Source organism: Rathayibacter sp. AY2B9 (assembly GCF_002931595.1).
In the GTDB taxonomy this organism is placed as follows: Bacteria; Actinomycetota; Actinomycetes; order Actinomycetales; family Microbacteriaceae; genus Rathayibacter.
On the sequence record NZ_PSUB01000001.1, the window covers coordinates 374,424 to 401,226 of the forward strand.

Sequence of the window (26,803 nt, forward strand, 5' to 3'; positions counted from 1 at the left end):
TGACGCGGAGGTGAACAGGCGGGGTCGGCCCGCCCGGCTCAGTGCGCCATCGGGAGCGGCGCGTCCGACTCCGCCGGGCGGCGGACGAAGAACGCGGCCACGATCGCGACCGTCGCGATCGACGCGCCCCACAGGAACGCGGAGTGGATGCCGCCGGCGTAGGAGGCGACCTCGTCGGCTCCGCCCTGCGCGAGCTCCGCCGACCGGATCGAGAGGACGGTGACGAACAGCGCCGTGCCCGCCGCGCCGCCCAGCTGCTGCACGGTGCCGATGATCGCGCTGCCGTGCGAGTAGAGCGAGGGGCGCACCGAGCCGAGACCGGCGGTGAACAGCGGAGTGAAGACGAAGGCGAGGCCCAGGCTGAGGGTGACGTGCAGCGAGAGGACGAACCAGGGCGACGAGTCCGCCGCGAGCAGGGTGTACCCCCACAGTGCGCCGGCGACGACGATCGAGCCGGGCACGAGCAGCACGCGCGGGCCGAAGCGGTCGTAGCCGCGGCCGACGAACGGCGCGAGCAGGCCCATCAGCAGGCCGCCGGGGAGCAGGAGCAGCCCGGTCTCCAGCGGAGTGAGGCCCAGCACGTTCTGCGTGTAGAGGGGCAGCAGGATCAGGGTGCCGAAGAGCGCCGACATGCTGACCGCCATCATCGCGATGACGATGGTGAAGTTCGCGGAGGAGAAGGTCCGGAGGTCCAGCAGGGCCCGGTCGGTGCGCTGCAGCAGCAGCTGGCGCGCGATGAAGCCCGCGAGGCCGAGACCCGCGACGACGAACGGGATCCACGGCGCGACGACCGCGGCTCCGCCCTCGCCGAGGCTCGACAGGCCGTAGACGAGGCCGCCGAAGCCGAAGACCGAGAGGACGACCGAGAGCGAGTCGATCGGGATGGAGCGGGGCTCGGTGACGTTCTCGACCTTGCGCAGGCCCAGGAGCAGCGCGCCGATCGCGATCGGCAGCACGATCCAGAACATCCAGCGCCAGCCGAGGAAGTTGAGGATGACGCCCGAGATCGTCGGTCCGACGGCCGGAGCCACCGAGATGACGATCGAGATGTTGCCCATCATCCGGCCGCGGATCGCCGGGGGCACCAGCGTCATCACGGTCGTCATCAGCAGCGGCATCATGATGGCCGTGCCGCCGGCCTGCACCACGCGGGCCGCCAGGAGGACCGCGAAGGTCGGGGCGAGCGCGGCGGTGAGGGTGCCGAGGCTGAAGAGGATCATCGCGGCGGCGAAGAGCGTGCGGGTGTGCAGCCGCTGGATCAGGTAGCCCGTGATCGGGATGACGACGGCCATCGTGAGCATGAAGGCGGTCGAGAGCCACTGGCCCACGTGCGCCTCGACGTCGAAGTCGCGCATGAGGTCGGGCAGCGCCACGCTCATGATCGTCTCGTTGAGGATCACGACGAACGCCGACACCAGCAGGAGGCTGATGACCAGGCGGCTGCGCGGCTCGAGGGTCGTGGCGGCGGCGGGTGCGGCGGGCCGCGCGGCGGGAAGGGTGCTGCGCTCGGTCACAGGTGTTCTCCGGTCGTGAGGGGGATCGGTGTGAGGGGCGCATCGACGGCTCGACTCGCGGGCGCGGATGCGGGGTACGGAGGGAGAACAGCGGCGGACGCCCCGGACATTCCCGACCGACGGGGATCCGCTGCGAGAGGTCTCAGGCGAGGACCGTGGAGAGCGCGGAGGACGCGGCCTCGGCCTCCTCGAGCGTGGCGCCCTCGCCGAAGCTGAACCGCACGGCGGTCCGGGCGACGTCGGGGTCGAGGCCGAGGGCCAGCAGCGCGGGCGAGGGCTCGTCGCGCCCGGCGGCGCACGCCGAGCCGCTCGAGACGACGACGCCGCGCTCCTCCAGCTCGAGGAGCGTCGACTCGCCGCTGCGCCCGGGGACGGCGTACGCGGCGATCGAGGGGAGCCGGTGCGCCGCGGAGCCCAGCGGCACGGCCCGGGGCGCCAGGGCCGCGACCCGCTCGGCGAACGCGTCCCGGACCGCTCCGACCCGCGCCGCGCGGTCCGGATCGAGCAGGCGCACCGCGGTGCCGAGCGCGACCGCGAAGGCCACGTTCTCGGTGCCCGAGCGCCGCTCCCGCTCCTGGCCGCCGCCGTGCAGCAGGGGCTCGAACGGGAGCCGGCTGCGCAGCAGCAGCGCCCCCACGCCCTTCGGCGCCCCGAGCTTGTGCCCCGAGACCGAGACCGCGTCGGCGCCCCAGCCCGCGACGTCCAGCCAGCCGGCGGCCTGGACGGCGTCCACGTGCAGCGGCACGCCCCGCGATCGGCAGAGCGCCGCTATCGCCGGAACGTCCTGCACCGTCCCGATCTCGTTGCTCGCCGCGAGCACCGAGACCAGTGCGGTGTCCGGCCGGACCAGCGCGGCGAGCGCGTCGAGGTCGAGCAGGCCGGTCGCGTCGACGGGGGCCGTCGACACCTCGAAGCCGTGCAGGCGCCGGAGGTGGTCGGCCGACTCGACGGTCGCCTCGTGCTCGAGCGCCGAGATCACCAGGTGCCGTCCGCGCGGCGATCCCAGCGCGAGGCCCTTGACCGCCGTGTTGATCGACTCCGTGCCGCCGGAGGTGAAGAGCGTCTCGGAGGAGCGGCCGCCGAGGAAGCGGGCCACGTGAGCGCGCGCCGCCTCCAGCGCGCGCGCCGCGGCGTCGCCGAGCGAGTGGCTGCTCGACGGATTGCCGTACTCGGCGGTGAGGAACGGCCACATGGCCTCCAGCACCTCGCGGCGCACGGGCGAGGTCGCGGCGTGGTCGAGGTAGATCACTCGACCGCGATGTCCAGGCCGAGGTCGAGCGAGCGGACGCTGTGGGTGAGCGCGCCGACGGAGATCACGTCGACCCCCGCCTCCGCGATCGCGCGCACGGTCGAGAGGTCGACGCCGCCGCTCGCCTCGACCACGGCCCGCCCGCCGATGAGGGCGACGCCCTGGCGGAGCAGCTCGGGGGTGAAGTTGTCGAGCATGATCGTGTCCGCGCCTCCCGCCAGCGCGGGCTCGATCTGGTCGAGCCGGTCGACCTCGACCTCGAGGTGCGCCGTGTGCGGGATCGAGGCGCGCGCCGCCCGCAGGGCCGCGGTCAGGTCGATCCCGCGCGCGGCGAGCACCGCGAGGTGGTTGTCCTTCGCTAGCACCGCGTCCGAGAGCGAGAAGCGGTGGTTGCGGCCGCCGCCGCTGCGGACGGCGTGCCTCTCGAGCGCGCGCAGGCCCGGCGTGGTCTTGCGGGTGTCGACGATGCGGGCGCGCGTCCCCTCCACCGCGGCGACGTACTGCGCCGTCAGGGTGGCGATGCCGCTCATCCGCTGCACGAGGTTGAGCGCGACCCGCTCGCCGCGGAGCACGCCGCCCGCGGGGCCCTCGATCCGGGCGAGGGTCTGCCCGGCCTCGAAGACCGCGCCGTCCTCCACGAGCACCGAGCAGCGGATCCGGGAGTCGACCTGCCGCATCGTGCCGACGAGGACGGCGCCGCCGCTGAGGACGCCGGGCTCGCGGGCCACGAGGGCGGCGCTCGCGGTGGCGTCCGCGGGGAGGAGGGTGTCGGAGGTCAGGTCGCCCCAGGGCGCGTCCTCCTCGAGGGCGAGGGTGACGACGCGGTCGATGCTCTGGCGGGTCAGCACGGAAGGGCCGCCTCTCTGGTGGGGGCGGCGGCGCTCGCCGTCGCGGGGTCGGGGGAGTCGATGCGGTGGTGGGCGCCGACGGAGTGCGTGCGCGCGAGCGCGGCGTCGATGAGAGCGAGGGCGCAGGTCAGCAGGTTCGCGTCCTCGAGCGTCCTCAGTCCGAGCGGAGCGGGCGAGGCGGAGGCGACGAGCGTGCCGCGCGCCGCTGTGAGCCCCGCCGCGTCCCGGGAGAGGCCGGCTCCCGCCCACATCGCGTCCTGGAGAGCGGTGCGGTCGAGCGTCATCGGGACGACGGCGCGGGGAGGGGCGACCGGGCCGCCGCTCCAGGAGAGGGAGTCGAGGGCGAGCGCCGCGCGGCGCGCGAACACGACGCCCTCGAGCAGGCTGTTGGAGGCGAGGCGGTTCGCGCCGTGGACGCCGGTGCGGGCGACCTCGCCGACCGCGAGCAGCCCGGGGAGGCTGGTGCGCCCGTCCAGGTCGGTCGCGATCCCGCCCATCCAGTAGTGCGCGGCCGGAGTCACGGGCAGCAGGTCGTCGGCGAGCGAGAGCCCGTTCTCGCGGCAGGCCGCCGAGATCGTCGGGAACCTCTTCGCCAGCACCTCGGGGGCGATCGCCCGGGCGTCCAGGTGCACGGGCAGTCCGCCCTGCAGCCGCATCCGCTCCGCGATCGCGCGCGCCACGACGTCGCGCGGCGCCAGCTCGGCCTCGGGGTGCACCCCGGCCAGGAACCGCTCGCCCGCGGCGTCGCGCAGCACCGCGCCCTCGCCGCGCACCGCCTCCGAGACGAGGAAGCCGCCCGGCAGCGCGAGCGTGGTCGGGTGGAACTGGTAGAACTCCAGGTCCGCCGTCTCCGCTCCCGCCCGCAGGGCGGCGGCGAGCCCGTCCCCGGTCGAGACGGACGGATTGGTGGTGTGCCGGTAGAGCTGCCCGGCGCCTCCGGTGGCCAGCACGACCGCGTCGGCCGCTAGGCGCTCGAGCACGCCGTCGTGCAGGACGTCGGCGCCCGTGACCGAGCCGCCCTCCCGCACCAGGTCGACCAGGGCGGCGTGCTCGCGCACCTCGACCGACGAGGCCCGCACCGCCGCCACGAGAGCGGCCTCGATCGCGGCGCCCGTCGCGTCGCCGCCGGCGTGCAGGATCCGCGGACGCGAGTGGGCGCCCTCGAGTCCCCGCGCCAGCTCGCCGCCCTCGCGGTCGAAGCCGACGCCCCACTCCTGCAGCACCGCGACCGCCTCCGGCCCCTCGGCGCAGAGCACCTCGACCGCAGAGCGCACGGCGAGGCCCGCACCGGCGGTGAGCGTGTCCTCCACGTGCAGCGCCACGGAGTCGCCCGGCGCCGTGACCGCGGCGATCCCGCCCTGCGCGGCGCGCGTCGACGACTCCGCCAGCGCGCCCTTGGTGACGAGCAGCACCTCGTGGCGGCGCTGCGCCGTCAGCGCGGCGACCAGCCCGGCGATGCCGCTGCCGACGACGACGACCCGCGCCATGTCAGACCGCCGCCGGCCCGGCGGGCGGAACGGCCGCGAGCATCCGCTCGAGGGCGATGCGCGCCTCGGCCTGCACCGACTCCGCGACCTCGATCCGGTTGAGCACCGTCCCCGCGACCAGTCCCTCGAGCACCCAGGCGAGGTAGCCGGGGTGGATGCGGTACATGGTCGAGCAGGGGCAGACCACGTCGTCGAGGCAGAAGATCGTGTGCTGCGGGTACTGGACGGCGAGGCGCTGCACCAGGTTGATCTCGGTGCCGATCGCGAAGGTCGATCCCGCGGGTGCCGCCTGGATCGCCTTCACGATGTAGTCGGTCGAGCCGTACTCGTCGGCCGCGTCGACGACCGCCATCGGGCACTCCGGGTGCACGATCACGCGCACGCCCGGGTGCTCGGCGCGCGCCTTCGCGATCTGGGCCGTCGTGAAGCGCTTGTGCACCGAGCAGAAGCCGTGCCAGAGGATCACCTGCGCGTCCAGGAGCGTCGCAGTGTCGGAGCCGCCCTGCGGCTTGCGCGGGTTCCACATCGGCATCCGCTCCAGCGGCACGCCCATCGCCTTGGCGGTGTTGCGGCCGAGGTGCTGGTCGGGGAAGAACAGCACCCGCTGCCCGCGCGCGAACGCGTCCTCGAGAACGGTCGCCGCGTTCGAGGAGGTGCAGACCACGCCTCCGTTGCGGCCGCAGAACGCCTTCAGCGCGGCCGAGGAGTTCATGTACGTGACCGGGACGAGCGGCACGCGGCCGTCGGCGTCCGGCTCGGTGCCGTAGAGCTCGGTGAGCTCGGCCCAGGCGTCCTCGACGGAGTCGATGTCCGCCATGTCCGCCATCGAGCAGCCGGCCGCCAGGTTCGGGAGGATCACGGCCTGCTCCGGTCCGGAGAGGATGTCGGCCGTCTCCGCCATGAAGTGCACGCCGCAGAAGACGATGGCCTCGGCGTCGGGCCGGCTCGTCGCCGCCTTCGCCAGCTGGAACGAGTCGCCCACGTAGTCGGCGTACTGCACCACCTCGTCCCGCTGGTAGAAGTGCCCGAGCACGACGACCCGCTCGCCGAGCGTCTCCTTCGCCGCGAGGATGCGGTGGTGCAGCTCGTCGGCGCTCGCCGTCGTGTACTCCTCCGGCAGACGTCCCTGGACCGGGGCGTCGGCCGGGATCGGGTCGGCCTGGGAGGCGCCGGGCCCGTAGGCGGGCAGGCCGAGGTCGAACGACCAGGGGGCCTCCGCGAGCTCGGGAGCGCAGGTGGCGCCGGGCGCGGAGCCGCCCTCGATGAGCCGGATGGTGCTGTCGACGGATGTCACGGTGTTCTCCTCGTGAGGCGGGTGGGGGAGTCGGGCGGCGCGCTCAGACGGGCAGCGGGCCGTTGTCGACGAGCGCCGCCGACCCGTCGTAGCGGTAGAGGCGCGGGGGACGGTGGCGGGTGCCCGTCAGGCGCTCCCCGGTGGGCACCACGGTGCCGGAGCTCTCGATCGTCCGGCGGAAGTTGGCCGGGTCGAGGGGCTTCTGCAGGACGGCCTCGTGGACCTCCCGCAGCTGGGACAGGGTGAAGGCGCCGCCGAGGAAGGCCTGCGCGATGCGGGAGTACTCCATCTTGTTGCGCAGGCGCCAGAGGGCGTAGTCGACGATCAGTCCGTGGTCGAAGGCGAGCTCGAGCGGCAGATCGGTGCAGAGCCAGGCGACGTTCTCTCCCACGATGGCCTCGTCGGCCTCGGCGGAGCGCACGAGCGCCCAGTAGACGATCGACACGACGCGGTCCTCACCGGGGGAGCGGTCGGTGCCGCCGACGGCGTAGAGCTGCTCGAGGTAGCGCGGAGCCAGGCCCGTGGTCTCGCGGAGAGTGCGGCGGGCCGACTCGGCGAGGTCCTCGTCCGGATGCAGCGGTCCGCCGGGCAGTGCCCAGAGTCCCTCGAACGGCTCGCGGATGCGCCGGACGACGGGGATCCAGACGGTGCTCGCTCCGGTCTCCGGGTGCGGCCGCAGGGCGAAGATCACCGTCGACACGGCGAGCTGCACGTCCGGCATCCGATGCCCCCTACTAAGAGTCGCACCGACTGTAAGTGCTGGGACCACCTTAGTGTCACCAACACCTGAACACCTAGCGGGAGAAGCGACACGCCGCTACGGGCCCGCCCCGCCCGCTAGGCTGACCGCACAACCGAATACCGGGCCGCAATACGCGACGCGGGAGAGCCGACTCCGGTCGGCACCGAAGGAGCAAGCCTCCCCGCCAATCTCTCAGGTCTTGTACCGCGTCGAACTGGCCACTCTGGAAAGCGATCCGCTCGGATCCGCCCATGGTGAAAGCGCTCGACCCCTCGGGGCGGCGCGAATCTCTCAGGCTCCACGACAGAGGGGGAGTTCCCACGGCACTGCTGTGCTCTGCCGCGAACGCGGCGCGAGTCCAGCACTGCGACGAAATGGAGAACTCATGTCCGAGACCCCGACGACCAGCCCCGAAGCCCGCTACTCGCCCCTGCACGAGGTCCACGTCGCCGCCGGCGCGTCCTTCACCGACTTCGCCGGGTGGCAGATGCCGGTCCGCTACTCCGGCGATCTCGCCGAGCACCACGCCGTGCGCACCGCCGCCGGCCTCTTCGACCTCTCGCACATGGCCGAGATCCTCGTCGTCGGCCCCGAGGCGGTCGACGCCCTCGACTACGCGCTGGCGAGCGACATCTCGGCCGTCGCCGCCGGCCGCGCGAAGTACACCCTCCTCCTGGAGCGCACGGGCGGCGTGATCGACGACCTCGTCGTCTACCGCACGGGCGAGGACCGCTTCATGGTCGTCGCGAACGCGGCCAACCGGCACATCGTCGTCGAGACGCTCCGCGACCGCACCGCGATGTTCGAGTGCGAGCTGTTCGACGAGAGCGACGACGTCGCCCTCATCGCGCTGCAGGGCCCGCGCTCGCTCGAGATCCTGCAGAACGTCCAGGGCCTCGCCGTCGAGACCGAGCGGGGAGCGGAGTCGGTGCTCGACACGGACGACGCCGCCCGCCTGCTCGCGGAGCTGCGCTACTACCGCGCCGTGCCCGCGACCTTCGAGGCGCACCCGATCCTGATCGCGCGCACCGGGTACACAGGCGAGGACGGCTTCGAGATCTACGTCTCGCCCGACTCCGCTCCCACGCTCTGGCAGGCTCTCGCCGAGACCGGCGCCGGAGCGGGCCTCGTCCCCGCCGGCCTCGCCGCCCGCGACACCCTCCGCCTCGAGGCGGGCATGCCGCTCTACGGCCACGAACTCTCCCGCGACGTCTTCCCCGCACAGGCCGGCCTCGGCCGCGTCGTCGCCTTCGGGAAGCCGATCGACTTCGTCGGCCGCGCGGCCAGCGAGGAGGGTCCCTCCGGAGACGCTCCCGTGCTCGTCGGGCTCGTCGGCGAGGGCCGCCGCGCCGCCCGTGCCGACTACACCGTCCTCTCCGGCGACGACGAGGTCGGAGTGGTCACCAGCGGCGTCCTCTCGCCGACCCTGGGCGTCCCGATCGCGATGGCCTACGTCGCCCCCGCCTCCGCGCAGCCCGGGACGGCGCTCGCCGTCGACATCCGCGGCACGCGCCTCCCGATGACCGTCACCGAGCTCCCCTTCTACTCGAGAAAGAAGAACTGACATGGCCGTGCCCACCGAGCTGCAGTACACCTCCGACCACGAGTGGATCCGGGTCGACGGAGAGGTCGCGACCGTCGGCATCACCGCCTACGCCGCCGACAAGCTGGGCGACGTCGTCTTCGTCGAGCTCCCCGAGGCGGGAGCCCGCGTCGAGGGCGGCAGCGTCGTCGGCGAGATCGAGTCGACCAAGTCGGTGGGCGAGCTGTTCGCCCCCGTCGACGGCGAGGTCCTCGAGGCCAACACGGCCGTCGTCGACAGCCCCGAGCTCGTCAACTCCGACCCGTTCGGCGAGGGGTGGCTGATCCGGGTCCGCTTCGACGCCCTGCCCGACGGCCTCCTCGACTCGGCCGCCTACACCGAGCTGGTCGGCGAGTAGATGGCGGCCACCAGGACCCCCGGCGCCTTCGAGTCCCGCCACATCGGGACCGACGCCGACGCGCAGCGCACCATGCTCGCGGCTCTCGGCTACGACTCCGTGGAGGAGCTCGTCACCGCCGCCGTCCCCGAGTCGATCCACGTCCGCGACCTCCCGCAGGTGCTGCCCGCTCCGGCCACCGAGACGGAGGCGCTCGCCGAGCTGCGCGCCCTCGCCGCGAGGAACACGGTGCGTCGGCCGATGATCGGCCTCGGCTACTACGGCACGCACACCCCCGCCGTGATCAAGCGCAACGTGCTCGAGAACCCCAGCTGGTACACGGCCTACACCCCGTACCAGCCCGAGATCTCGCAGGGGCGCCTGGAGGCGCTGATCAACTTCCAGACGATGGTCTCCGACCTCACCGGCCTCGACACGGCCGGCGCGTCGATGCTCGACGAGGGCACGGCCGTCGTCGAGGCGATGCTGCTCGCGCGCCGCGCCTCGAAGGCGCGCACCGACGTCTTCGTCGTCGACTCCGACGCTCTCCCGCAGACCCTCGCGCTGCTGCGCGGCCGGGCGGAGGCCGTCGGCATCCGCATCGTCGAGCTCCCGCTCTCGCGCACCGCCGCGGAGGAGGTGCCGGAGTGCTTCGGCGCCCTCGTGCAGTACCCCGGCGCGTCCGGGCACCTCTGGGACCCGTCGGCGGTGCTCGCCGCGGTGAAGGCCCACGGCGGCCTGGCCGTCGTCGCCGCCGACCTGCTCGCGCTGGCCCTGGTGCGCTCGCCGGGCGAGCTCGGCGCGGACGTCGCGGTCGGCACCACGCAGCGCTTCGGCGTCCCGCTGGGCTTCGGAGGACCGCACGCCGGCTACCTCGCCGTCCGCAAGGGACTCGAGCGCCAGCTGCCCGGCCGCCTCGTCGGCGTCAGCCAGGACGCGGACGGCCACCCCGCCTACCGCCTGTCCCTCCAGGCCCGCGAGCAGCACATCCGCCGCGAGAAGGCGACCTCGAACATCTGCACCGCGCAGGTCCTCCTGGCGGTCATGGCGGCGATGTACGCGGTCTACCACGGGCCGGACGGGCTCGCCGCGATCGCCGAGCGCGTGCACGGCCGGGCCGCGCTCCTCGCGCGCCTCCTCCTCGACCGGGGCCACTCCCTCCGGCACGCCGACTTCTTCGACACCGTCTCGGTCGTCGTGCCCGGCGGTGCGGAGGCGGCGGTCGCCCGCGCCCGCGAGGCCGGCTTCGACGTGCGCCTGGTCGACGCCGACACGGTCTCGGTGTCGATCGACGAGACGGTCACCGACCTCGAGGTGATCACCGTCGCGTCCGCCGTCGGGCAGCTGGACTCGTCGTTCGGCTTCCTCGGCGGCTCCGCGCGGAGCATCCCCGCCGAGCTCGACCGCCGCACGCCCTTCCTCGTGCACCCGGTCTTCAGCAGCCACCACAGCGAGACCTCGATGATGCGCTACCTCAAGCGCCTCGCCGACTCGGACTACGCGCTGGACCGCGGCATGATCCCGCTCGGCTCCTGCACCATGAAGCTCAACGCCGCCACCGAGATGGATGCGGTCAGCTGGCCCGAGTTCGCGGACCTGCACCCGTTCGCCCCCGAGGCGGACGTGCAGGGCTCGCTGGCGCTGATCGACCAGCTGGAGGGGTGGCTCGCCCACCTCACCGGCTACGACTCCGTGTCGCTCCAGCCCAACGCCGGCTCGCAGGGCGAGCTCGCGGGCCTGCTGGCGATCCGCGGCTGGCACAGGTCGAACGGCGACGAGGACCGCACGGTCTGCCTGATCCCCTCGAGCGCCCACGGCACCAACGCCGCGAGCGCGGTCCTCGCCGGCATGCGCGTCGTCGTCGTGGCCTGCGACGAGCTCGGCAACGTCGACCTGGACGACCTCCGGGCGAAGATCGCCGAGCACGCGGGCTCCCTCGCCGCGCTGATGATCACCTACCCGTCGACCCACGGCGTCTACGAGCACGAGGTCGCCGAGATCTGCCGCCTCGTCCACGAGGCCGGCGGACAGGTGTACGTGGACGGCGCGAACCTCAACGCGCTTCTGGGCTTCGCCCGCTTCGGAGACTTCGGCGGCGACGTCTCGCACCTCAACCTGCACAAGACGTTCTGCATCCCGCACGGCGGAGGCGGTCCCGGCGTCGGTCCCGTCGCCGCGAAGGCGCACCTCGCGCCGTTCCTGCCCGGTCACCCGCTCGCGCAGCGGCTCGAGCACGGCGTGGGCACGCAGGGCGAGCGGATCGTCCACGGCGGCGCACCGGTGTCGGCAGCGCCCTACGGCAGCCCCGGCATCCTGCCGATCTCGTGGGCGTACGCCCGGATGATGGGCGAGGAGGGCCTGCGGGCCGCGACCGGGGCGGCCGTCCTCTCGGCCAACTACGTCGCCGCGCGCCTCCGCGAGCACTACCCGGTGCTCTACACGGGGGACAACGGGCTCGTCGCCCACGAGTGCATCCTCGACATCCGTCCGCTGACGGCGGCGACCGGAGTGACCGTGGACGACGTCGCCAAGCGCCTCGTCGACTACGGCTTCCACGCCCCGACCATGAGCTTCCCCGTCGCCGGGACCCTGATGGTCGAGCCGACGGAGAGCGAGGACCTCGCCGAGATCGACCGCTTCATCGACGCGATGATCGGGATCCGGGCCGAGGCCGACCGCGTCGGCGCGGGGGAGTGGCCGGTGGACGACAACCCGCTGCGCGGCGCCCCGCACACCGCCGAGTGCCTGACGGCCGAGGAGTGGACGCACCCGTACAGCCGCGAGGAGGCCGTCTACCCGGTCCGCTCGCTGGTGCGCGGCAAGTACTGGCCGCCGGTCCGCCGGATCGACCAGGCCTACGGCGACCGCAACCTCGTCTGCGCCTGCCCGCCCATCGAGGCCTTCGCCTGATCCGCCCGCACGCGCTCGTCCGCAACCGAGGGTGAGAGAGCAGGAACGGAGCCTCGAGCCTGTCCTGTCATCTCCCACCCTCGGCTGCGGATACCGGCGGTCCCGCACAGGCGCGGAGTGGGTCGCAGTCCTCCCGATCCGGGGGGAACGGCGCACGGCGATCCCGATGCACGAGGGAGCCCGACCGTGGGGAACGCGTGGTGGAGGTGCTGGCAGGGCTCGACGGAGTCGCGACGAGCGAGCGGCTCCATCGTGCGGGTGTCACGCCCCGGCTCCTGAGAGCCGCCGTCGAGCGCGGCGCGGTCCTGCGGCTCCTCGGATGCGATCAGTCCGTCGTCACGGCCGCGGAGCCGGCGGCGCGAACAGCTCGGGCCAGAGGGCGACGGCCAGCGGGTAGCCGACGAACGAGACGATGTCGATGATCGAGTGGGCGATCACCAGGGGCAGGGTGCGTCCGAAGCGCTGGTAGAACAGTCCGAACACCAGGCCCATGACCACGTTCCCGATGAAGGGCCCGATGCCCTGGTACAGGTGGTAGCTGCCCCGGAGCAGCGCACTGGTCACCAGGATCCGCCACCGCCCCCAGCCCAGATCGCCCAGGCGGGCGAAGAGGTACCCGATCACGACGACCTCCTCCTGCACTCCCGCCCGGATCGCGGAGAGCACGAGCACCGGCACCGTCCACCAGTACGCGTCCAGCGGCGAGGCCACCACCGCCACGGTGATGCCCAGCGCGCGTCCGACGGCGTACAGCGCGATGCCCGGCGCGCCGATCGCCACCGCGAGGACGGTCCCGGTCCCCAGGTCCGCGAACGGCCGGCGCAGGTCGAGCCCCAGGCGCCCGAGCGGACGGCCCGAGCTCTGCCAGAGCAGGAACGCGCAGAGGGCCACCGGCACCAGGTCGAAGAAGAGCGCGAGCAGCTGGTAGACGAGGTCGAAGCCCGGGCGGTCGCTGAGGGCGCCGTTGATCGTCGCGGTCTGGTCGGCCAGTGCGGTCGAGCGGGTGAGCCGGTTGGCGATGGAGACCACCGAGTAGACCGCGGAGGCGCCCAGCGAGAGCCCGAGGACCAGCAGGATCTCGATGCGGATCCGGCGCCGTCCGGGCGCGGATCCTGACAGGTCGGTGGACACTCCGTGCGTCTCCTCTGAAGTCGATGTGTTGCGCGACGGCCGCCCGGTACGCACGTTTCGTGCAGAACAGCGCAAGGATTCCACCTCCCGGTTACCGCTGTGTAACGGTTGCCACATGCTTTTGTGCAGATAGCGGGCGAATACATAGTCTCGTTGAAGGCATCCGCGCGACGGCCACCAGTCTCGTGCGCCGCCGCCGTCGCCACGCGCACGGCACTCCACGCGTCAGGGAAACCACTTCTCGCGCGCCCCCACATCACTGGAGGAATAGTGAACATCAGACGTTACGGATTCGGGGCTCTGGCGCTCGTCGCCGCGAGCACGCTGGTCCTGGCCGGCTGCAGCAGCTCGAACGACTCGGGCGGAGGTGCATCGGGAGGCGACGCCGCCGCGATCATCTCCACGAACGGCTCCGAGCCGCAGAACCCGCTGATCCCGACGAACACCAACGAGGTGGGCGGCGGCAAGATCCTCGACGAGATCTTCGCGGGCCTGGTCTACTACGACGCCAAGGGCGCCCCCGAGAACGACGTCGCCGAGTCCATCGAGTCGGACGACGCGCAGAACTACACGATCAAAATCAAGTCGGGCCTGACCTTCACGAACGGCGACCCGGTCACCTCCACCTCGTTCATCGACGCCTGGAACTACGGCGCCAAGCTGTCGAACAACCAACTCAGCGCGTCGTTCTTCTCGAACTTCGAGGGCTTCAGCGACACCGAGGACAGCGAGCTCACCGGCCTCAAGGCCGTGGACGACACCACCTTCACCGTCGCGCTCAAGTCCCCGCAGTCGGACTTCCCGATCAGCCTCGGCTACTCGGCGTACTACCCGCTGCCCGCCGCCGCGTTCGACGACATGGCCGCCTTCGGTGAGAACCCGATCGGCAACGGCCCGTACAAGCTCGACGGCGACGACGCGTGGCAGCACGACGTCCAGATCGAGCTCGTCAAGAACGACGAGTACACCGGCCCCCGCGAGGCCCAGAACGGCGGCCTGAAGATCGTCTTCTACGCCACCCAGGACGCCTCCTACGCCGACCTCCTCGGCGGCAACGTCGACGTGATCGACCAGATCCCGGACTCCGCCTTCGGCACCTTCGAGAGCGACCTCGGCGACCGCGCCGTGAACCAGCCCTCGGCCGTGTTCCAGTCCTTCACCATCCCGGGCCGTCTCCCGCACTTCGACGGCGAGGAGGGCCAGCTCCGCCGCCAGGCGATCTCGATGTCCTTCGACCGCAAGGAGATCACCGACGTGATCTTCGAGGGCACCCGCACCCCGGCCTCCGACTTCACCTCCCCGGTGATCGACGGCTACAGCGACGCCCTCTCCGGCGCCGACGTGCTCGAGTACAACCCCGACGAGGCCAAGGCGCTGTGGGCTCAGGCCGACGCGATCAGCCCCTGGGACGGCACCTTCAAGATCGCCTACAACGCCGACGGCGGCCACCAGGGCTGGGTCGACGCGGTGACCAACTCGATCAAGAACACGCTGGGCATCGACGCCGAGGGCGACGCGTACCCGACCTTCGCCGAGGCGCGCACCAAGATCGTCGACCGCTCCATCGAGACCGCGTTCCGGACCGGATGGCAGGCCGACTACCCGAGCCTCTACAACTTCCTCGGACCGCTCTACGTGACCGGCGCCTCGTCCAACGACGGCGACTACTCGAACCCCGAGTTCGACACCCTGCTCCAGCAGGGCCTGTCGGACGCCGACGCCGACGCTGCGAACAAGACGTTCCAGCAGGCCCAGGAGATCCTCCTGAAGGACCTCCCGTCGCTGCCCCTGTGGTACGCGAACGTGACCGGCGGCTACGGCGAGGGCGTGTCGAACGTCGAGTTCGGCTGGAACTCGGTGCCGCTCTACTACGAGATCACCAAGAACTAAGCTCGAACCACTGGGGCGCTTCGCCCGTGCCGTCGGCCACCAGGTCACGGCACGGGCGGAGCGCCCTGTTTCGGTCACAATCGAATGAGGTCCCCATCCATGCGACTCCGGAACCGGCTGGGCTGACATGCTCGCCTACATCGTCCGACGCATCCTGCAAGCCGTCCCCGTGCTCATCGGCACCACGTTCCTCATCTACTTCATGGTCTTCTCCATGCCGGGGAACCCGCTCCTGTCGCTCTTCGGCGACAAGACGCCGAGCCCCGCACTCCTCGCCCGCCTCGAGGAGCAATACCACCTGAACGAGCCCTTCTTCGTCCAGTACCTGTACTACCTGGGAGGCGTCGTCCGCGGCGACTTCGGCATCTCGTTCTCCGGCCAGTCCGTCAACGAGATCCTCGCCCGCACCTTCCCGGTCACCCTGACGCTCGCCATGATGGCGATCGTCATCGAGATCGTCGTCGCGCTGACCATCGGCCTCATCAGCGGTCTGCGCAAGGGCAGCTTCTTCGACGCGAGCGCCCTGGTCGTCAGCCTCCTGCTCGTGTCGGTGCCGATCTTCGTGCTCTGCTTCATCGCGCAGTCCTTCTTCGCGATCCAGCTGGGATGGTTCCCTCCGACCGTCGGAGCCGACGCGTCGTTCCAGAGGCTGCTGCTGCCCGCGATCGTGCTCGCCCTGTTCGTGGTCGCGTCGGCCATCCGCCTCACGCGCGGCTCGGTCATCGAGACGGCCGGCTCGGACTTCGTCCGCACCGCGTACAGCAAGGGGCTCTCGCGACGCCGCGTCATCCCCGTGCACGTCCTGCGCAACTCGCTCATCCCGGTCACGACGCAGTTCGGAGCCGACTTCGGCCTCCTGATCGTCGGCGCGACCGTGACCGAGGGCATCTTCAACGTTCCCGGAGTCGGGAACACGCTCTATCAGGCGATCATCCGAGGTGAGCGGCCGACCGTCGTCTCCTTCGTCACGGTCATGGTGCTGTTCTACCTCGTGGTGAACATCCTCGTCGACCTGCTCTACGCCGTACTCGACCCGAGGATCCGCTATGCCAAATGAGTCCACCGGCGGCGCGCAGAAGGCCCGCCGCATCGACCACTTCGTGGCCCCGCTCGAGGAGACGCCGATCGCGTCGGTCGACGCCGTCAGCCTCGACGAGAAGCCCAGCAACCTCTGGACCGACGCGTGGCGCGACCTGCGCAAGCGGCCCATGTTCTGGATCTCGGGCGTCCTGATCCTCGTCATCATCGCCGTCGCGCTGTTCCCGGGCCTGTTCACCTCGGTGGACCCCCGCCAGTGCGCGCTCTCGTTCAGCAACCAGGGCCCCGGCGACGGCAGCCTGCTCGGCTACACCAAGCAGGGGTGCGACGTCTTCTCGCGGATCATCCACGGCACGTCCACGTCGCTGACCGTCGGCCTCATCGTGATCGTGATCACGACGGTCTCCGGCGTCATCGGCGGCGCTCTGGCCGGCTTCTTCGGCGGCTGGGTCGACACCGTGATCATGCGCCTCGGCGACATCTTCTTCTCGATCCCCTACATCCTCGCCGCGGTCGTCATCATGTCCGTCTTCTCGGCCTACCGGAACGTGTTCGTCATCGCCCTGGCGATCGGCGCGTTCGCCTGGCCGACGACGGCGCGCGTCCTGCGCTCCGAGGTCCTCCGCGTGAAGCAGGCCGACTTCGTCGGCGCCGCCACCGCGACCGGCCTCTCCCGCATGGCGATCCTGTTCCGGCACGTGCTGCCGAACTCGATCGCTCCCGTCATCGTCGTCACGACGATCTCGCTCGGCGCGGCCATCACCGCGGAGGCGACGCTGTCGTTCCTCGGCGTCGGCCTGCCCGGCTCGGTCATGTCGTGGGGCAACGACATCAGCCAGGCCCAGCGCGATCTGCGCACCAACCCGCAGACGCTGATCTACCCGTCGATCGCCCTGACGGTCACGGTGCTGAGCTTCATCCTCCTCGGCGAATCGCTCCGCGACGCGCTCGACCCGAAGGCGAGGGCCCTCCGATGACCGCCACGACACCGAACGCACCGCACGGGCCGCTGCTCGAGGTCACCGACCTCGAGGTCGGCTTCCAGACCGGCAGGGGACTGGTCCCCGCCCTCCGCGGCGTGAGCCTCACGATCGAGCACGGCCAGACCGTCGCGATCGTGGGGGAGTCGGGCTCCGGCAAGTCGACGACCGCCGCCGCGATCATCGGCCTGCTCCCCGGCACCGGCCAGGTCACCGCCGGCTCCGTGCTGTTCGACGGCAAGGACCTCGCGAAGGCGACGAGGACCGAGCTCGAGGACATCCGCGGCCGCCGGATCGGCTACGTCCCGCAGGACCCGATGTCGAACCTGAACCCCGTGTGGTCGGTCGGCTTCCAGGTCGAGGAGACCATCAAGGCCAACGGCCTCGCGACCGGACGCAAGGAGGTGCGCGCCAAGGCGATCGAGGTCCTGCAGAACGCGGGCCTCGCCGACGCGGAGAAGCGCCTCAAGCAGTTCCCGCACCAGTTCTCGGGCGGCATGCGCCAGCGCGTGCTGATCGGCATCGGCCTGGCCGCGGCTCCCCAGCTGCTGATCGCCGACGAGCCCACCTCGGCGCTCGACGTCACGGTCCAGCGCCGGATCCTCGACCACCTCGAGACTCTGACGAAGACCGACGGCACCGCGCTGCTCTTCATCACGCACGACCTGGGCCTCGCCGCCGAGCGCGCCGAGAAGCTCATCGTCATGTACAAGGGCCGCATCGTCGAGTCCGGCGCCTCGGTGGAGGTGCTGCAGAACCCGCAGCACCCCTACACGCAGCGCCTGATCGCGGCGGCGCCCAGCCTCGCGTCGCGCCGCATCCAGTCGACGGCCGGCCGGGCCGTGGAGTCGGTCTCCGGCGAGTCGGAGGCCGTGCGCGAGGTCGACCTGGTCGGCGCGGGCGCCGCGCACCACGCCGGCGCGGTCGCCTCGGGCGCCCCGATGATCGAGGTCGACGGCCTCACGAAGGTCTTCAAGATCCGCCGCGGCGGCCTGAAGGCCGAGGACTTCACCGCCGTCGACAACGTGTCTTTCTCGATCCCGAAGGGCACCACCACGGCGCTCGTGGGCGAGTCCGGATCGGGCAAGTCGACGATCGCCCGCCTGGTGCTGGGCCTCGAGACGGCGACGTCCGGAGCGATCTCGATCGCCGGTCGCCGGACAGAGAAGCTCAAGGGCCGCGACATGCTGGCGCTCCGGCGCTCCATGCAGCCGGTGTTCCAGGACCCGTACGGCTCGCTCGACCCGCTGCACAACATCGGCAACACCATCTCGGAGCCGCTGCGGGTGCACAAGGTCGGCGACCGGACGTCGCAGCGCGAGCGCGTCCTCGAGCTGCTCGACCAGGTGTCCCTCCCGCGCGTGATCGCGAGCCGGTACCCGAACGAGCTCTCCGGCGGCCAGCGCCAGCGCGTGGCGATCGCCCGCGCGCTCGCGCTGAAGCCGGAGATCGTGGTGCTCGACGAGGCCGTGTCGGCTCTGGACGTCCTCGTCCAGGCGCAGATCCTCCGCCTCCTCGCCGACCTGCAGGCCGAGCTCGGGCTGACCTACCTGTTCATCACGCACGACCTGGCGGTGGTCCGCGTGATCGCCGACGACGTCTGCGTGATGCAGAAGGGCAGGATCGTCGAGCACGCCCCGACGGACACCGTGTTCGACTCGCCGCAGCAGGAGTACACCCGCGAGCTGCTCGACGCCATCCCCGGCGCCGGCATCGAGTTCGCGGTCTGACCGACCGTCACCTGGGCCCCGGCCCCGCCTGGAGCGCTCCTCGGAGCCCTCCGGAGCGGGGATCCGGGGCCCTTCGCCGTGCGGACGCCTCGCTGCGGTACGATGGATGGTCCCCCTTTTGCACGAGAACACGAGACGAGTCCGTATCCATGGCAAGTGCCACCCGCTCCGACCTGCGCAACGTCGCGATCGTCGCCCACGTCGACCATGGCAAGACCACGCTGGTCGACGCCATGCTCAAGCAGACGAACTCCTTCGACGCGCACGCCCACGTGGACGAGCGCGCGATGGACTCCAACGAGCTCGAGCGCGAGAAGGGCATCACGATCCTCGCGAAGAACACCGCTGTCTCGTACAGCGGCAAGCACGCGAGCGACGGTCCCATCACCATCAACGTCATCGACACCCCGGGCCACGCCGACTTCGGCGGCGAGGTCGAGCGCGGCCTGTCGATGGTCGACGGCGTCTGCCTCCTCGTCGACGCGTCCGAGGGCCCGCTGCCCCAGACCCGCTTCGTGCTGCGCAAGGCGCTCGAGGCGAAGCTCCCCGTCATCCTCCTGGTCAACAAGACCGACCGCCCCGACGCGCGCATCGACGAGGTCGTCGCCGAGAGCCAGGACCTGCTCCTCGGCCTCGCCTCGGACATGGCCGACGACGTGCCGGACCTCGACCTCGACGCGATCCTCGACGTCCCCGTGGTCTACGCCTCCGGCAAGGCCGGCCGCGCCTCGGCGAACAAGCCCGAGGACGGCACGCTGCCGGACGCCGAGGACCTGGAGCCGCTGTTCGAGGCGATCCTCAAGCACATCCCCGCGCCGACCTACGACGACGACGCGCCCCTCCAGGCCCACGTCACCAACCTCGACGCGTCGCCGTTCCTCGGCCGCCTCGCCCTCCTCCGCGTCTTCAACGGCACGATCAAGAAGGGGCAGACGGTCGCCTGGGTCCACCACGACGGCACCCACACCAACGCGCGCATCACCGAGCTGCTGATCACGAAGGCGCTCGACCGCTACCCGGCCGAGTCCGCGGGCCCCGGCGACATCGTCGCGATCGCGGGCTTCCCCGAGATCACCATCGGCGAGACCATCGCCGACCCCGAGGACATCCGCCCACTGCCGGCCATCACGGTCGACGACCCGGCGATCTCGATGACGATCGGCACCAACACCTCGCCGCTCGTCGGCAAGGTGAAGGGCCACAAGCTCACGGCGCGCATGGTCAAGGACCGCCTCGACCGCGAGCTCATCGGAAACGTGTCGCTCAAGATCGTCGACATCGGACGCCCCGACTCGTGGGAGGTCCAGGGCCGCGGCGAGCTCGCGCTGGCCATCCTCGTCGAGCAGATGCGCCGCGAGGGCTACGAGCTGACCGTCGGCAAGCCCCAGGTGGTCACCCGCCAGGTCGACGGCAAGACGCACGAGCCCTTCGAGCACCTCACGATCGACGCCCCGGAGGAGTACCTCGGCGCGATCACGCAGCTCCTCGCCGCCCGCAAGGGCCGCATGGACGGCATGTCGAACCACGGCACCGGCTGGGTCCGCATGGAGTTCATCGTCCCGTCGCGCGGCCTGATCGGCTTCCGCACCGAGTTCCTCACCACCACGCGCGGCACCGGTATCGCGAACGCGATCCTGCACGGCTACGAGCCGTGGGCCGGCGCGATCGTCACCCGCAACAACGGGTCGATCGTCGCGGACCGCAACGGCGTCGTCACCCCGTTCGCCATCATCGCGCTCCAGGAGCGGATGACCTTCTTCGTGAACCCCACCGAGGAGGTCTACGAGGGCATGGTGATCGGCGAGAACTCGCGCAACGACGACATGGACGTCAACATCACCAAGGAGAAGAAGCTGACCAACATGCGTCAGTCCACCTCCGACACCTTCGAGTCGATGACGCCGTCGCGTCAGCTGACGCTCGAGGAGTGCCTCGAGTTCGCCCGCGAGGACGAGTGCGTCGAGGTCACCCCCGAGGTCGTCCGCATCCGCAAGGTGGAGCTCGATGCTAACGCCCGCGCGCGCATGACGAGCCGCCTCAAGAAGCAGGGCTGAGCCCCGGGCGCCTCGGCGCCCGCCTACGACGAGACCGGCCGGAGCGATGCTCCGGCCGGTCTCGTCGTCTCCGCCCGGTGCTGCAGCGTGCAGCGCCGATCCCGTCCCTCGCGGTCCGGATCAGCCCGCCGGACTCGGAGAGGGAGAGGGGGTCGAGGACTCCGCCTCGAGCGTCGAGGTGACGAAGGAGACGAACGCCGCCGCGTCGTCCGGCTTCCCCGTGTACTGCTCGCCGTTCACCAGCACGGTGGGCGTCGACTCGAGCGTCGGCAGCGAGGAGTTCGCGAGGGGGAGCGAGGTGGCCCGCTCGGTCGCGGCCTTCACCCAGGGCCGGAACTCGCCCGCGGTCATGCAGGCGAGGACGTCGTCGTCGGTGACGCCCGCTCCGGTCACCAGCGCCCGCAGAGCGTCGTCGTCGAGGCCCGTCGTCCCCTCCGCCGGCTGCTGCGCGAAGAGCGCCGCGTTCACGGCGAGGAAGCGGTCCGGATCCTCGTCGGCGACGCACGCCGCGGCGTTCGCGGCCCGGCTGGAGTACTCGGAGCCGGCCGAGGAGGAGTCGAGGATCGCCACCGGGTGGATCTCGAGCGTGATCGCCCCCTTCGTCAACCACGACTGCAGCTGCTCGGCGTTCGCCTTCTCGAACTGCCCGCAGTACGGGCAGAGGTAGTCGACGTAGAGGTCGACGGCGACGACTCCGCCCGCCCGCGTGGCGCTCTCGTCGGTCGGGACGGGGGAGGCTCCCGGAGCGATCGCCGCGGTCGTCGTCGCCGTCACGGCCGAGCCGTCGCCCGCGAGGACGATGCCGTCGCTGAGCATGTTCGCCGGGCCGGCGCTCGCGACCTCCTGCTGCGACCAGACGTTCCAGCAGACCAGGGCCACGACCGCGAGGAGCCCGACGACCGCTCCGCCCTGCCCGAGCAGCCGGTTCCGGCGCCGCCGGCGCCTCTCGGCTTCGCGGCGCTCCCGCGCCTGCGCTCGGGCGAGCTCCTGGCGCTCGCGCTTGGTCAGGCCGCTTCTCGCACTGTTCCCGGACATCGCCGACGACGCTACGGGCGCAGGCTCCGGCGCGCCGTGGAGTGCGCCCGCCGGATCCTGGGACGGAGTGCGGGTCCTCTCAGGGATCAGGCGAAGAGGCCGGAGCCGAGGAAGTCGGTCTCGTCGCGAGCACCGGGCGGCACCGCGAACACGGCCGAGCCGACGTGCTTCACGTACTCGTTCAGCGCGTCCGTCGCGAGGTTCCGCTGCACGGTGACGAACTGCTCCGGGGAGCGCTGGAACGAGAGGAAGAACAGCCCGGCGTTCAGGCGTCCGAGCTCGTCGTTGCCGTCGACGAAGTTGTAGCCGCGCCGCAGGAGCCGCACTCCGTTGTTCACGCTCGGGTGCGCGAGGCGCACGTGCGACTCCTGATCGATCAGCGGGGCACCGGTGGCGCCGGCCGCTGCGAAGTCGGGCTCGGTGGACTCCGTGCCGCCCGAGAGCGGGGCTCCGGACCCCTTGCTGCGGCCGATGACCCGCTCCTGCTCGCCCAGCTGGCTGCGGTCCCACGTCTCGATGATCATCCGGATCTTCCGCGCGACCAGGTAGCTGCCGCCGACCATCCACGCGGGGCCGTCGGAGGAGGGGACCCAGACGTGCTCTTCTACGGCGTCGGCCTCCTCGGACTTCACGTTCGCCGTGCCGTCCTTGAAGCCGAACAGGTTGCGCGGAGTCGCCTGGGCGGTGGACGTCGAGGAGGTGCGGCCGAAGCCGAGCTGCGACCAGCGGAGCGAGGCCCGGCCGAACGCGATCCGGCTCAGGTTGCGGATGGCGTGCACGGCGACCTGCGGATCGTCGGCGCAGGCCTGGATGCAGAGGTCGCCGCCGCCGGCCGACGGGACGAGCGCGTCGCCGCGGAAGCGGGGCAGGGCCTGCAGCTGCGGAGGCCGGCGGTCGGCGAGGCCGAAGCGGTCGGCGCCGGACTCGTCCGTGAAGAGGGTGGGTCCGAAGCCGACCGTGACGGTGAGCGACGCGGCGTCGAGCCCGAGCGCCTCCCCGGTGTCCTCCGGGGGAGCCGTGTCCGGCCCGTCCACCGCGCCGGTCTCGCCGACCTCGAGGCCCTGGGTCATCCGCGAGGCGGCGAGCGTCCAGTCCTTCAGGAGCTCGACGAGGTCCTCGCGCGTGGTGCCCGCGGCGAGGTCGAACGCGGCGAAGTGCAGCCGGTCCTGCGCGGCGGTGGTGATGCCCGCCTGGTTCGCGCCGAAGAACGGCACGGTGCGCGGGGCGGAGGAGGCCGTCGCGCTCGCGGACGACGTGACGGCCACCGTGCCGCCCACTCCGGCGGCCAGCCCGGCCGTCCCCGCCGAGACGAGGCCGAGCAGCCCGCGCCGCGAGAGGCGGCGGGGTTCGTCGGCGGGCTGCTCGGACTCCGTCGGCCGGGCTCCCTCGTGCTGCTCGGCGTCCACTATGCGGTCGGCTCCTCGACGCCCAGCACCGTGTGGGTCAGCTGCGAGAGCGGCTCGGAGAGAGCGTTGACCGCGTCCGAGAGCTCCTTCTTCTGCTCCGCGGTGAGAGTGGAGTACGCGGCGAAGCCGGAGTCGATCGAGCCGTACTGCGCGAGCAGAGCGTCGAGCTCGGAGAACCGCTGCGTGATCCGTCCGGTGAGGTCGGCGCCCTCGTCGCCGCTGGCGGTCGCGATCGGCTCGACGTTGCCGAACGCCACCTCCGCGCCCTGGACGTTCGCGGCGAAGTCGGTGAGGTCAGTGCTCGACCACCAGTCCTCCTCGCCCGTGATCTTGCCGGCCGCGACCTCGTCGAGCAGGCCGATGGCGCCGTTCGAGATGTCGCCCACCGAGACGGTGAAGCCGGACGCGTTCACGAGGTCGGCCAGGCTCTGCACGTCGTCGACGAGGCCCTGGCCGAACTGGGCGCGCTGCTCGGGGGTGGAGGGCGCCCAGTCGAGGAGCGCGCTCGTGCCGTCGGAGTTGAGGGCACCCTCCGCGGGGGCCCACAGGTCCTTCTCGATGCGGTGGAAGCCGGTCCAGTCCAGGCCCTCGGCGACGGCGTCGACCTCGCGGTAGTCGATGCGCGGGTCGAGGTCGCCGAACGCCTCCGCGGTCGGCTCGATCCGTTCGTAGAAGACGCGGGTCGACGCGAAGAGGCCGCGCGCCTTCTCGTCGTCGCCTGCCTCGTAGGCCTGCGCGAACTCGGCGACCGCGGGGAGCAGCTCGCCCACCTGCGACTTCACGTACGCCACGTAGTTGGTGACCGCCGCCTCCGTCGCCGCCTTCTCGTCCGCCGACTGCGCGGTGGCCTCACCGGTCACGGTGAACTCGCTCAGCCCGACCGGGGCGCCGACCTGCTGGAACTTGCAGGCGGTGTAGTAGGTGCCCGGCTCGAGCTGAGCGACGTAGGAGACGCTCTGACCCGGGGTCACGTTCTCCTTCTCGCCCACGATCCGCAGCTTGTCCTCGGCCAGGATCTCGAACTCGTTGACGTCCGAGCCGCCGTTGGTCAGTGAGAACGTCACCGCTCCCGCCTCGGCGGTCGCCGTCGACACCTCGCAGGCGTCGTCCCTGATCGCGACGTCGAGCGCGGCGGAGGAGGAGGACGCGGGGGTGTTCGGCACGCAGCCCGTGAGGATCAGCGCCAGGGCGCCGGCTCCGGCGAGGCCGAGGGTGACGCGGGGGAGGGTGGGACGAGCGCGCGAGGACATGCTTCTCCTGGATCGGGGCGAGTGCGCCGGCGGTGCCGGAGCGGGTCAGACGGAGGTGGGAGCGGGAGCGGCGACCGGGGCCGCGCTGCCCCGTCGCGGGCCGCGCAGGCGGACCTGGCGGACGAACAGGGCACCGACGACGACGAGGTAGAGCAGCCAGGCGGCGAACTGCAGAGCGGTCGGCTCGGGCGTGTAGTTGAAGAGGCCGCCGACCACCGCGGTCACGGGCGGCGGGAGGATCGGGCCGAGCGAGAACAGCGGGGTGCCCCAGCCGGGCAGGAGCGACGCCTCCTGCAGGTCGCCGACGCCGTAGGAGAGGACGCCGGCCGCGACGAGGATGAGGAAGCCGCCCGTCCAGGTGAAGAAGCGCCCGAGGTCGATCCGGACGAAGCCCCGGAAGATCAGGTACGCGATGACGACCGAGCTGAGGATGCCCAGCAGCGCGCCGACCGTGCCGACCCACGCGCTGGATCCCGACCCCGCACTGCTCGAGGACACGCTCGCCCAGACGAAGAGCGCCGTCTCGATGCCCTCGCGGCCGACGCTGATGAAGCCGAGGACCACGATGCCGAGGGCCGAACCCGCGACGGCGCCGTCGAGCCGGGACTCGAGGTCGCCCTTGAGGCTGCGGGCGTTCGCGCCCATCCAGAAGATCATCCAGGTGACCAGGCCGACCGCGAGGATCGAGAGGCCGCCGCCGATGAGCTCCTGAGCCTGGAACGACAGGGTCGAGGGGCCCCAGGTGAGGATCGCACCGGTGACGAGCGAGATCGCGATCGCGGCGGCGATGCCGGTCCAGAGCCGCGGCAGCACGTCGCGCCGGCCGAGCTTGGTCAGGTAGGCCACGAGGATGCCGACCACGAGGCCGGCTTCGAGGCCTTCGCGGAGGCCGATGAGGTAGTTTGCGAGCACGCGTGTTCTCTTGGTCGATGGTGGACGAGGAGGGGGCGACTCCCGCCCCGAGTCGATCCGGTCGGCGGGGCTCCGTTGTTCGGTAAGCCTTGCCTAACCCGGGTCGACTGTAGTCCGCTGCCCGGTCGCTGTCCAGAAGCGCCCGCAGCGGAGGCCGCGCAGGACGAGAGGCGGAGAGTGGACGCGGGCCGGGACGCAGCAGCGGAGCGGGTGGTGGCGGTGCACGCCCACCCCGACGACGAGACGATCACCATGGGCGGGACCCTGGCGCGGCTGGTGGCGCAGGGCGCCTCCGTCACCGTCGTCACCGCCACGCGGGGCGAGTGCGGCGAGGTCATCCCCGAGGACCTCGCTCCGCTCGAGGGCTCGGCCGAGCTGGCCGCGCACCGGACGACCGAGCTCGTCGTCGCCCTGACGGCCCTCGGCGTCGCCGACCACCGCTTCCTCGGCGAGGCCGGCGCCCGCGCACCCGGCCTCGCTCCGCGCGTCTACCGGGACTCCGGCATGCAGTGGGGGCCCGGCCGCGTCCCGGTGCCGCTCGAGCCGGTGCATCCCGCGTCCTTCACCGCCGCGCCCGAGGACGAGGAGGTGGCGGATCTCGTCGCCGTCCTCCGGCAGGTCGACGCGGGCGTCGTGCTGTCCTACGACGCGGGCGGCGGCTACGGCCACCCGGACCACGTCCGCACCGCCCGGGTCGCCGAGCGCGCCGCCGAGCTGCTGGGCCTGCGCTTCCTCGCCGTCCTCCCCGACGCGGCCCCGCCCCTCCCCGGGGACGTCGTGATCGAGCTGTCCGCCGAGGACCACGCCCGCAAGCGCGCGGCCCTCGAGGCGCACGCGACGCAGCTGGTGGTCGAGGGCGACGAGGCCCGGCTCTCGAGCGGTCCGCCGTTCCCCATCGGCCGCATCGAGCGCTTCCGCCCGGTCGCGCAGGCGGGGCGTCCGGCGCCGCTGCCGGAGGAGCGTCCGACGCTGGGATCGCGGGTGCTGTCGGGCGTCGCCGGAGTCCTGGTCGGCGCGGTGGTCGGAGCGATCACGACCGTCGCCCATCAGAGCACCGTGTCGGTCGGCGGTGTCGTCCTCCCGGTCGGCCTCGCCGCCTCCCTCGCCGGCGTGCTGCTGCTCCTGCTCGGGCTGCGCCTCGTGCTCATCGACCGGTTCGTCGCGTTCTGCACCGCGATGGGCCTGCTCGGGATGATCGGGCTGCTCGCCCTGCGCAGCACGGGCGGATCCGTCCTCGTCCCGGCGAACGGCCTCGGCGTGGCCTGGACCTTCCTCCCCGCCCTCATCGCCCTCGTCGTGATCGCCTGGCCGCGGCTGCGGGCGGCCGCTCCCGCCGCCGCCCCGCGGCCGGCGGACGCCGACGCCCCGTCGGCCCCCGTACGATAGAGACACTGTTCGAAGGGACCTGGAGCAC

At 71.9% G+C, this 26,803-nt stretch carries 20 protein-coding genes and 1 riboswitch; of the genes, 9 read left to right on the forward strand and 11 right to left on the reverse strand.

The window, feature by feature from the left end; all coding sequences use genetic code 11:
- Nucleotides 1-38: 38 nt before the first annotated feature.
- The 6 genes from C5C25_RS01815 to C5C25_RS01840 form a co-directional block, all read right to left on the reverse strand.
- A complete protein-coding gene (locus C5C25_RS01815) occupies nt 39-1,514 on the reverse strand; it encodes a DHA2 family efflux MFS transporter permease subunit (RefSeq protein WP_104222964.1) in 1,476 nt (491 codons plus the stop codon).
- A 142-nt stretch (nt 1,515-1,656) separates the two neighbouring features.
- Nucleotides 1,657-2,763: a cysteine desulfurase family protein gene (locus tag C5C25_RS01820; protein WP_104249543.1), complete on the reverse strand. Its 1,107-nt coding sequence runs from the start codon at nt 2,761-2,763 to the stop codon at nt 1,657-1,659.
- Entirely contained in the window at nt 2,760-3,611 is an 852-nt protein-coding gene (gene nadC, locus C5C25_RS01825; RefSeq protein WP_104249544.1) for a carboxylating nicotinate-nucleotide diphosphorylase, read from the reverse strand. Before nadC ends, C5C25_RS01820 begins: the two co-directional genes overlap by 4 nt.
- The gene (nadB, locus tag C5C25_RS01830) at nt 3,605-5,098 is read right to left on the reverse strand and encodes an L-aspartate oxidase (RefSeq protein ID WP_104249545.1); all 1,494 of its coding nucleotides are present in this window, start codon (nt 5,096-5,098) and stop codon (nt 3,605-3,607) included. Before nadB ends, nadC begins: the two co-directional genes overlap by 7 nt.
- A gap of 1 nt (nt 5,099) precedes the next feature.
- Nucleotides 5,100-6,392 (reverse strand): quinolinate synthase NadA, encoded by a 1,293-nt coding sequence (gene nadA / locus C5C25_RS01835; protein WP_104222968.1) that lies wholly within the window; start codon nt 6,390-6,392, stop codon nt 5,100-5,102.
- Between the two features lie 43 nt (nt 6,393-6,435).
- Nucleotides 6,436-7,113, reverse strand: coding sequence for an NUDIX domain-containing protein (locus tag C5C25_RS01840; protein WP_104249546.1), 678 nt, complete (start codon nt 7,111-7,113; stop codon nt 6,436-6,438).
- Between the two features lie 150 nt (nt 7,114-7,263).
- Nucleotides 7,264-7,351: riboswitch (glycine riboswitch) on the forward strand.
- Between the two features lie 168 nt (nt 7,352-7,519).
- On the opposite strand from C5C25_RS01840, the gene gcvT reads away from it, so the two are divergent.
- The 3 genes from gcvT to gcvP are packed head-to-tail and all read left to right on the forward strand — an operon-like array spanning nt 7,520 to nt 11,963.
- Complete coding sequence (gcvT, locus tag C5C25_RS01845) at nt 7,520-8,698, forward strand: glycine cleavage system aminomethyltransferase GcvT (protein WP_104222970.1); 1,179 nt, start codon at nt 7,520-7,522, stop codon at nt 8,696-8,698.
- A gap of 1 nt (nt 8,699) precedes the next feature.
- Nucleotides 8,700-9,074 (forward strand): glycine cleavage system protein GcvH, encoded by a 375-nt coding sequence (gene gcvH, locus C5C25_RS01850; protein ID WP_104237541.1) that lies wholly within the window; start codon nt 8,700-8,702, stop codon nt 9,072-9,074.
- Nucleotides 9,075-11,963, forward strand: a complete 2,889-nt coding sequence (gene gcvP, locus C5C25_RS01855) for an aminomethyl-transferring glycine dehydrogenase (protein ID WP_104249547.1) — start codon at nt 9,075-9,077, stop codon at nt 11,961-11,963.
- Between the two features lie 336 nt (nt 11,964-12,299).
- On the opposite strand, the gene C5C25_RS01860 is transcribed toward gcvP, so the two are convergent.
- The gene (locus tag C5C25_RS01860) at nt 12,300-13,094 is read right to left on the reverse strand and encodes a CPBP family intramembrane glutamic endopeptidase (protein WP_258065360.1); all 795 of its coding nucleotides are present in this window, start codon (nt 13,092-13,094) and stop codon (nt 12,300-12,302) included.
- 270 nt (nt 13,095-13,364) lie between these two features.
- On the opposite strand from C5C25_RS01860, the gene C5C25_RS01865 reads away from it, so the two are divergent.
- From C5C25_RS01865 to typA, 5 genes are all read left to right on the forward strand, one after another.
- The gene (locus C5C25_RS01865) at nt 13,365-14,984 is read left to right on the forward strand and encodes an ABC transporter substrate-binding protein (RefSeq protein WP_104249549.1); all 1,620 of its coding nucleotides are present in this window, start codon (nt 13,365-13,367) and stop codon (nt 14,982-14,984) included.
- A gap of 127 nt (nt 14,985-15,111) precedes the next feature.
- Entirely contained in the window at nt 15,112-16,041 is a 930-nt protein-coding gene (locus C5C25_RS01870) for an ABC transporter permease (protein WP_104222975.1), read from the forward strand.
- Nucleotides 16,031-16,999, forward strand: a complete 969-nt coding sequence (locus C5C25_RS01875) for an ABC transporter permease (RefSeq protein WP_104222976.1) — start codon at nt 16,031-16,033, stop codon at nt 16,997-16,999. The genes C5C25_RS01870 and C5C25_RS01875 overlap by 11 nt, the downstream gene beginning before the upstream one ends.
- Nucleotides 16,996-18,732: an ABC transporter ATP-binding protein gene (locus C5C25_RS01880; protein WP_104249550.1), complete on the forward strand. Its 1,737-nt coding sequence runs from the start codon at nt 16,996-16,998 to the stop codon at nt 18,730-18,732. The genes C5C25_RS01875 and C5C25_RS01880 overlap by 4 nt, the downstream gene beginning before the upstream one ends.
- Before the next feature lie 149 nt (nt 18,733-18,881).
- Nucleotides 18,882-20,786, forward strand: coding sequence for a translational GTPase TypA (gene typA, locus C5C25_RS01885; protein WP_104222978.1), 1,905 nt, complete (start codon nt 18,882-18,884; stop codon nt 20,784-20,786).
- Between the two features lie 120 nt (nt 20,787-20,906).
- Here typA and C5C25_RS01890 read toward each other — a convergent pair whose 3' ends face one another.
- From C5C25_RS01890 to efeU, 4 genes are all read right to left on the reverse strand, one after another.
- A complete protein-coding gene (locus C5C25_RS01890; RefSeq protein WP_104249551.1) occupies nt 20,907-21,821 on the reverse strand; it encodes a thioredoxin domain-containing protein in 915 nt (304 codons plus the stop codon).
- 86 nt (nt 21,822-21,907) lie between these two features.
- Nucleotides 21,908-23,227, reverse strand: a complete 1,320-nt coding sequence (gene efeB / locus C5C25_RS01895) for an iron uptake transporter deferrochelatase/peroxidase subunit (RefSeq protein ID WP_104249552.1) — start codon at nt 23,225-23,227, stop codon at nt 21,908-21,910.
- The gene (gene efeO, locus C5C25_RS01900; protein WP_104249553.1) at nt 23,227-24,477 is read right to left on the reverse strand and encodes an iron uptake system protein EfeO; all 1,251 of its coding nucleotides are present in this window, start codon (nt 24,475-24,477) and stop codon (nt 23,227-23,229) included. Before efeO ends, efeB begins: the two co-directional genes overlap by 1 nt.
- Nucleotides 24,478-24,522: 45 nt before the next feature.
- Nucleotides 24,523-25,389, reverse strand: coding sequence for an iron uptake transporter permease EfeU (efeU, locus tag C5C25_RS01905; protein WP_104232741.1), 867 nt, complete (start codon nt 25,387-25,389; stop codon nt 24,523-24,525).
- Between the two features lie 177 nt (nt 25,390-25,566).
- On the opposite strand from efeU, the gene C5C25_RS01910 reads away from it, so the two are divergent.
- The gene (locus C5C25_RS01910) at nt 25,567-26,775 is read left to right on the forward strand and encodes a PIG-L family deacetylase (RefSeq protein WP_146076874.1); all 1,209 of its coding nucleotides are present in this window, start codon (nt 25,567-25,569) and stop codon (nt 26,773-26,775) included.
- Nucleotides 26,776-26,803: the final 28 nt, after the last annotated feature.

What these genes read in the sequence shown, in the direction of transcription:
- C5C25_RS01880 (WP_104249550.1), top strand. Translation starts at nt 16,996, where the DNA reads ATGACCGCCACGACACCGAACGCACCGCACGGGCCGCTGCTCGAGGTC.
- C5C25_RS01875 (WP_104222976.1), top strand. Translation starts at nt 16,031, where the DNA reads ATGCCAAATGAGTCCACCGGCGGCGCGCAGAAGGCCCGCCGCATCGAC.
- C5C25_RS01870 (WP_104222975.1), top strand. Translation starts at nt 15,112, where the DNA reads ATGCTCGCCTACATCGTCCGACGCATCCTGCAAGCCGTCCCCGTGCTC.
- C5C25_RS01840 (WP_104249546.1), bottom strand. Translation starts at nt 7,113, where the DNA reads ATGCCGGACGTGCAGCTCGCCGTGTCGACGGTGATCTTCGCCCTGCGG.
- gcvP (WP_104249547.1), top strand. Translation starts at nt 9,075, where the DNA reads ATGGCGGCCACCAGGACCCCCGGCGCCTTCGAGTCCCGCCACATCGGG.
- nadB (WP_104249545.1), bottom strand. Translation starts at nt 5,098, where the DNA reads ATGGCGCGGGTCGTCGTCGTCGGCAGCGGCATCGCCGGGCTGGTCGCC.
- gcvH (WP_104237541.1), top strand. Translation starts at nt 8,700, where the DNA reads ATGGCCGTGCCCACCGAGCTGCAGTACACCTCCGACCACGAGTGGATC.
- typA (WP_104222978.1), top strand. Translation starts at nt 18,882, where the DNA reads ATGGCAAGTGCCACCCGCTCCGACCTGCGCAACGTCGCGATCGTCGCC.
- gcvT (WP_104222970.1), top strand. Translation starts at nt 7,520, where the DNA reads ATGTCCGAGACCCCGACGACCAGCCCCGAAGCCCGCTACTCGCCCCTG.
- C5C25_RS01890 (WP_104249551.1), bottom strand. Translation starts at nt 21,821, where the DNA reads ATGTCCGGGAACAGTGCGAGAAGCGGCCTGACCAAGCGCGAGCGCCAG.
- efeO (WP_104249553.1), bottom strand. Translation starts at nt 24,477, where the DNA reads ATGTCCTCGCGCGCTCGTCCCACCCTCCCCCGCGTCACCCTCGGCCTC.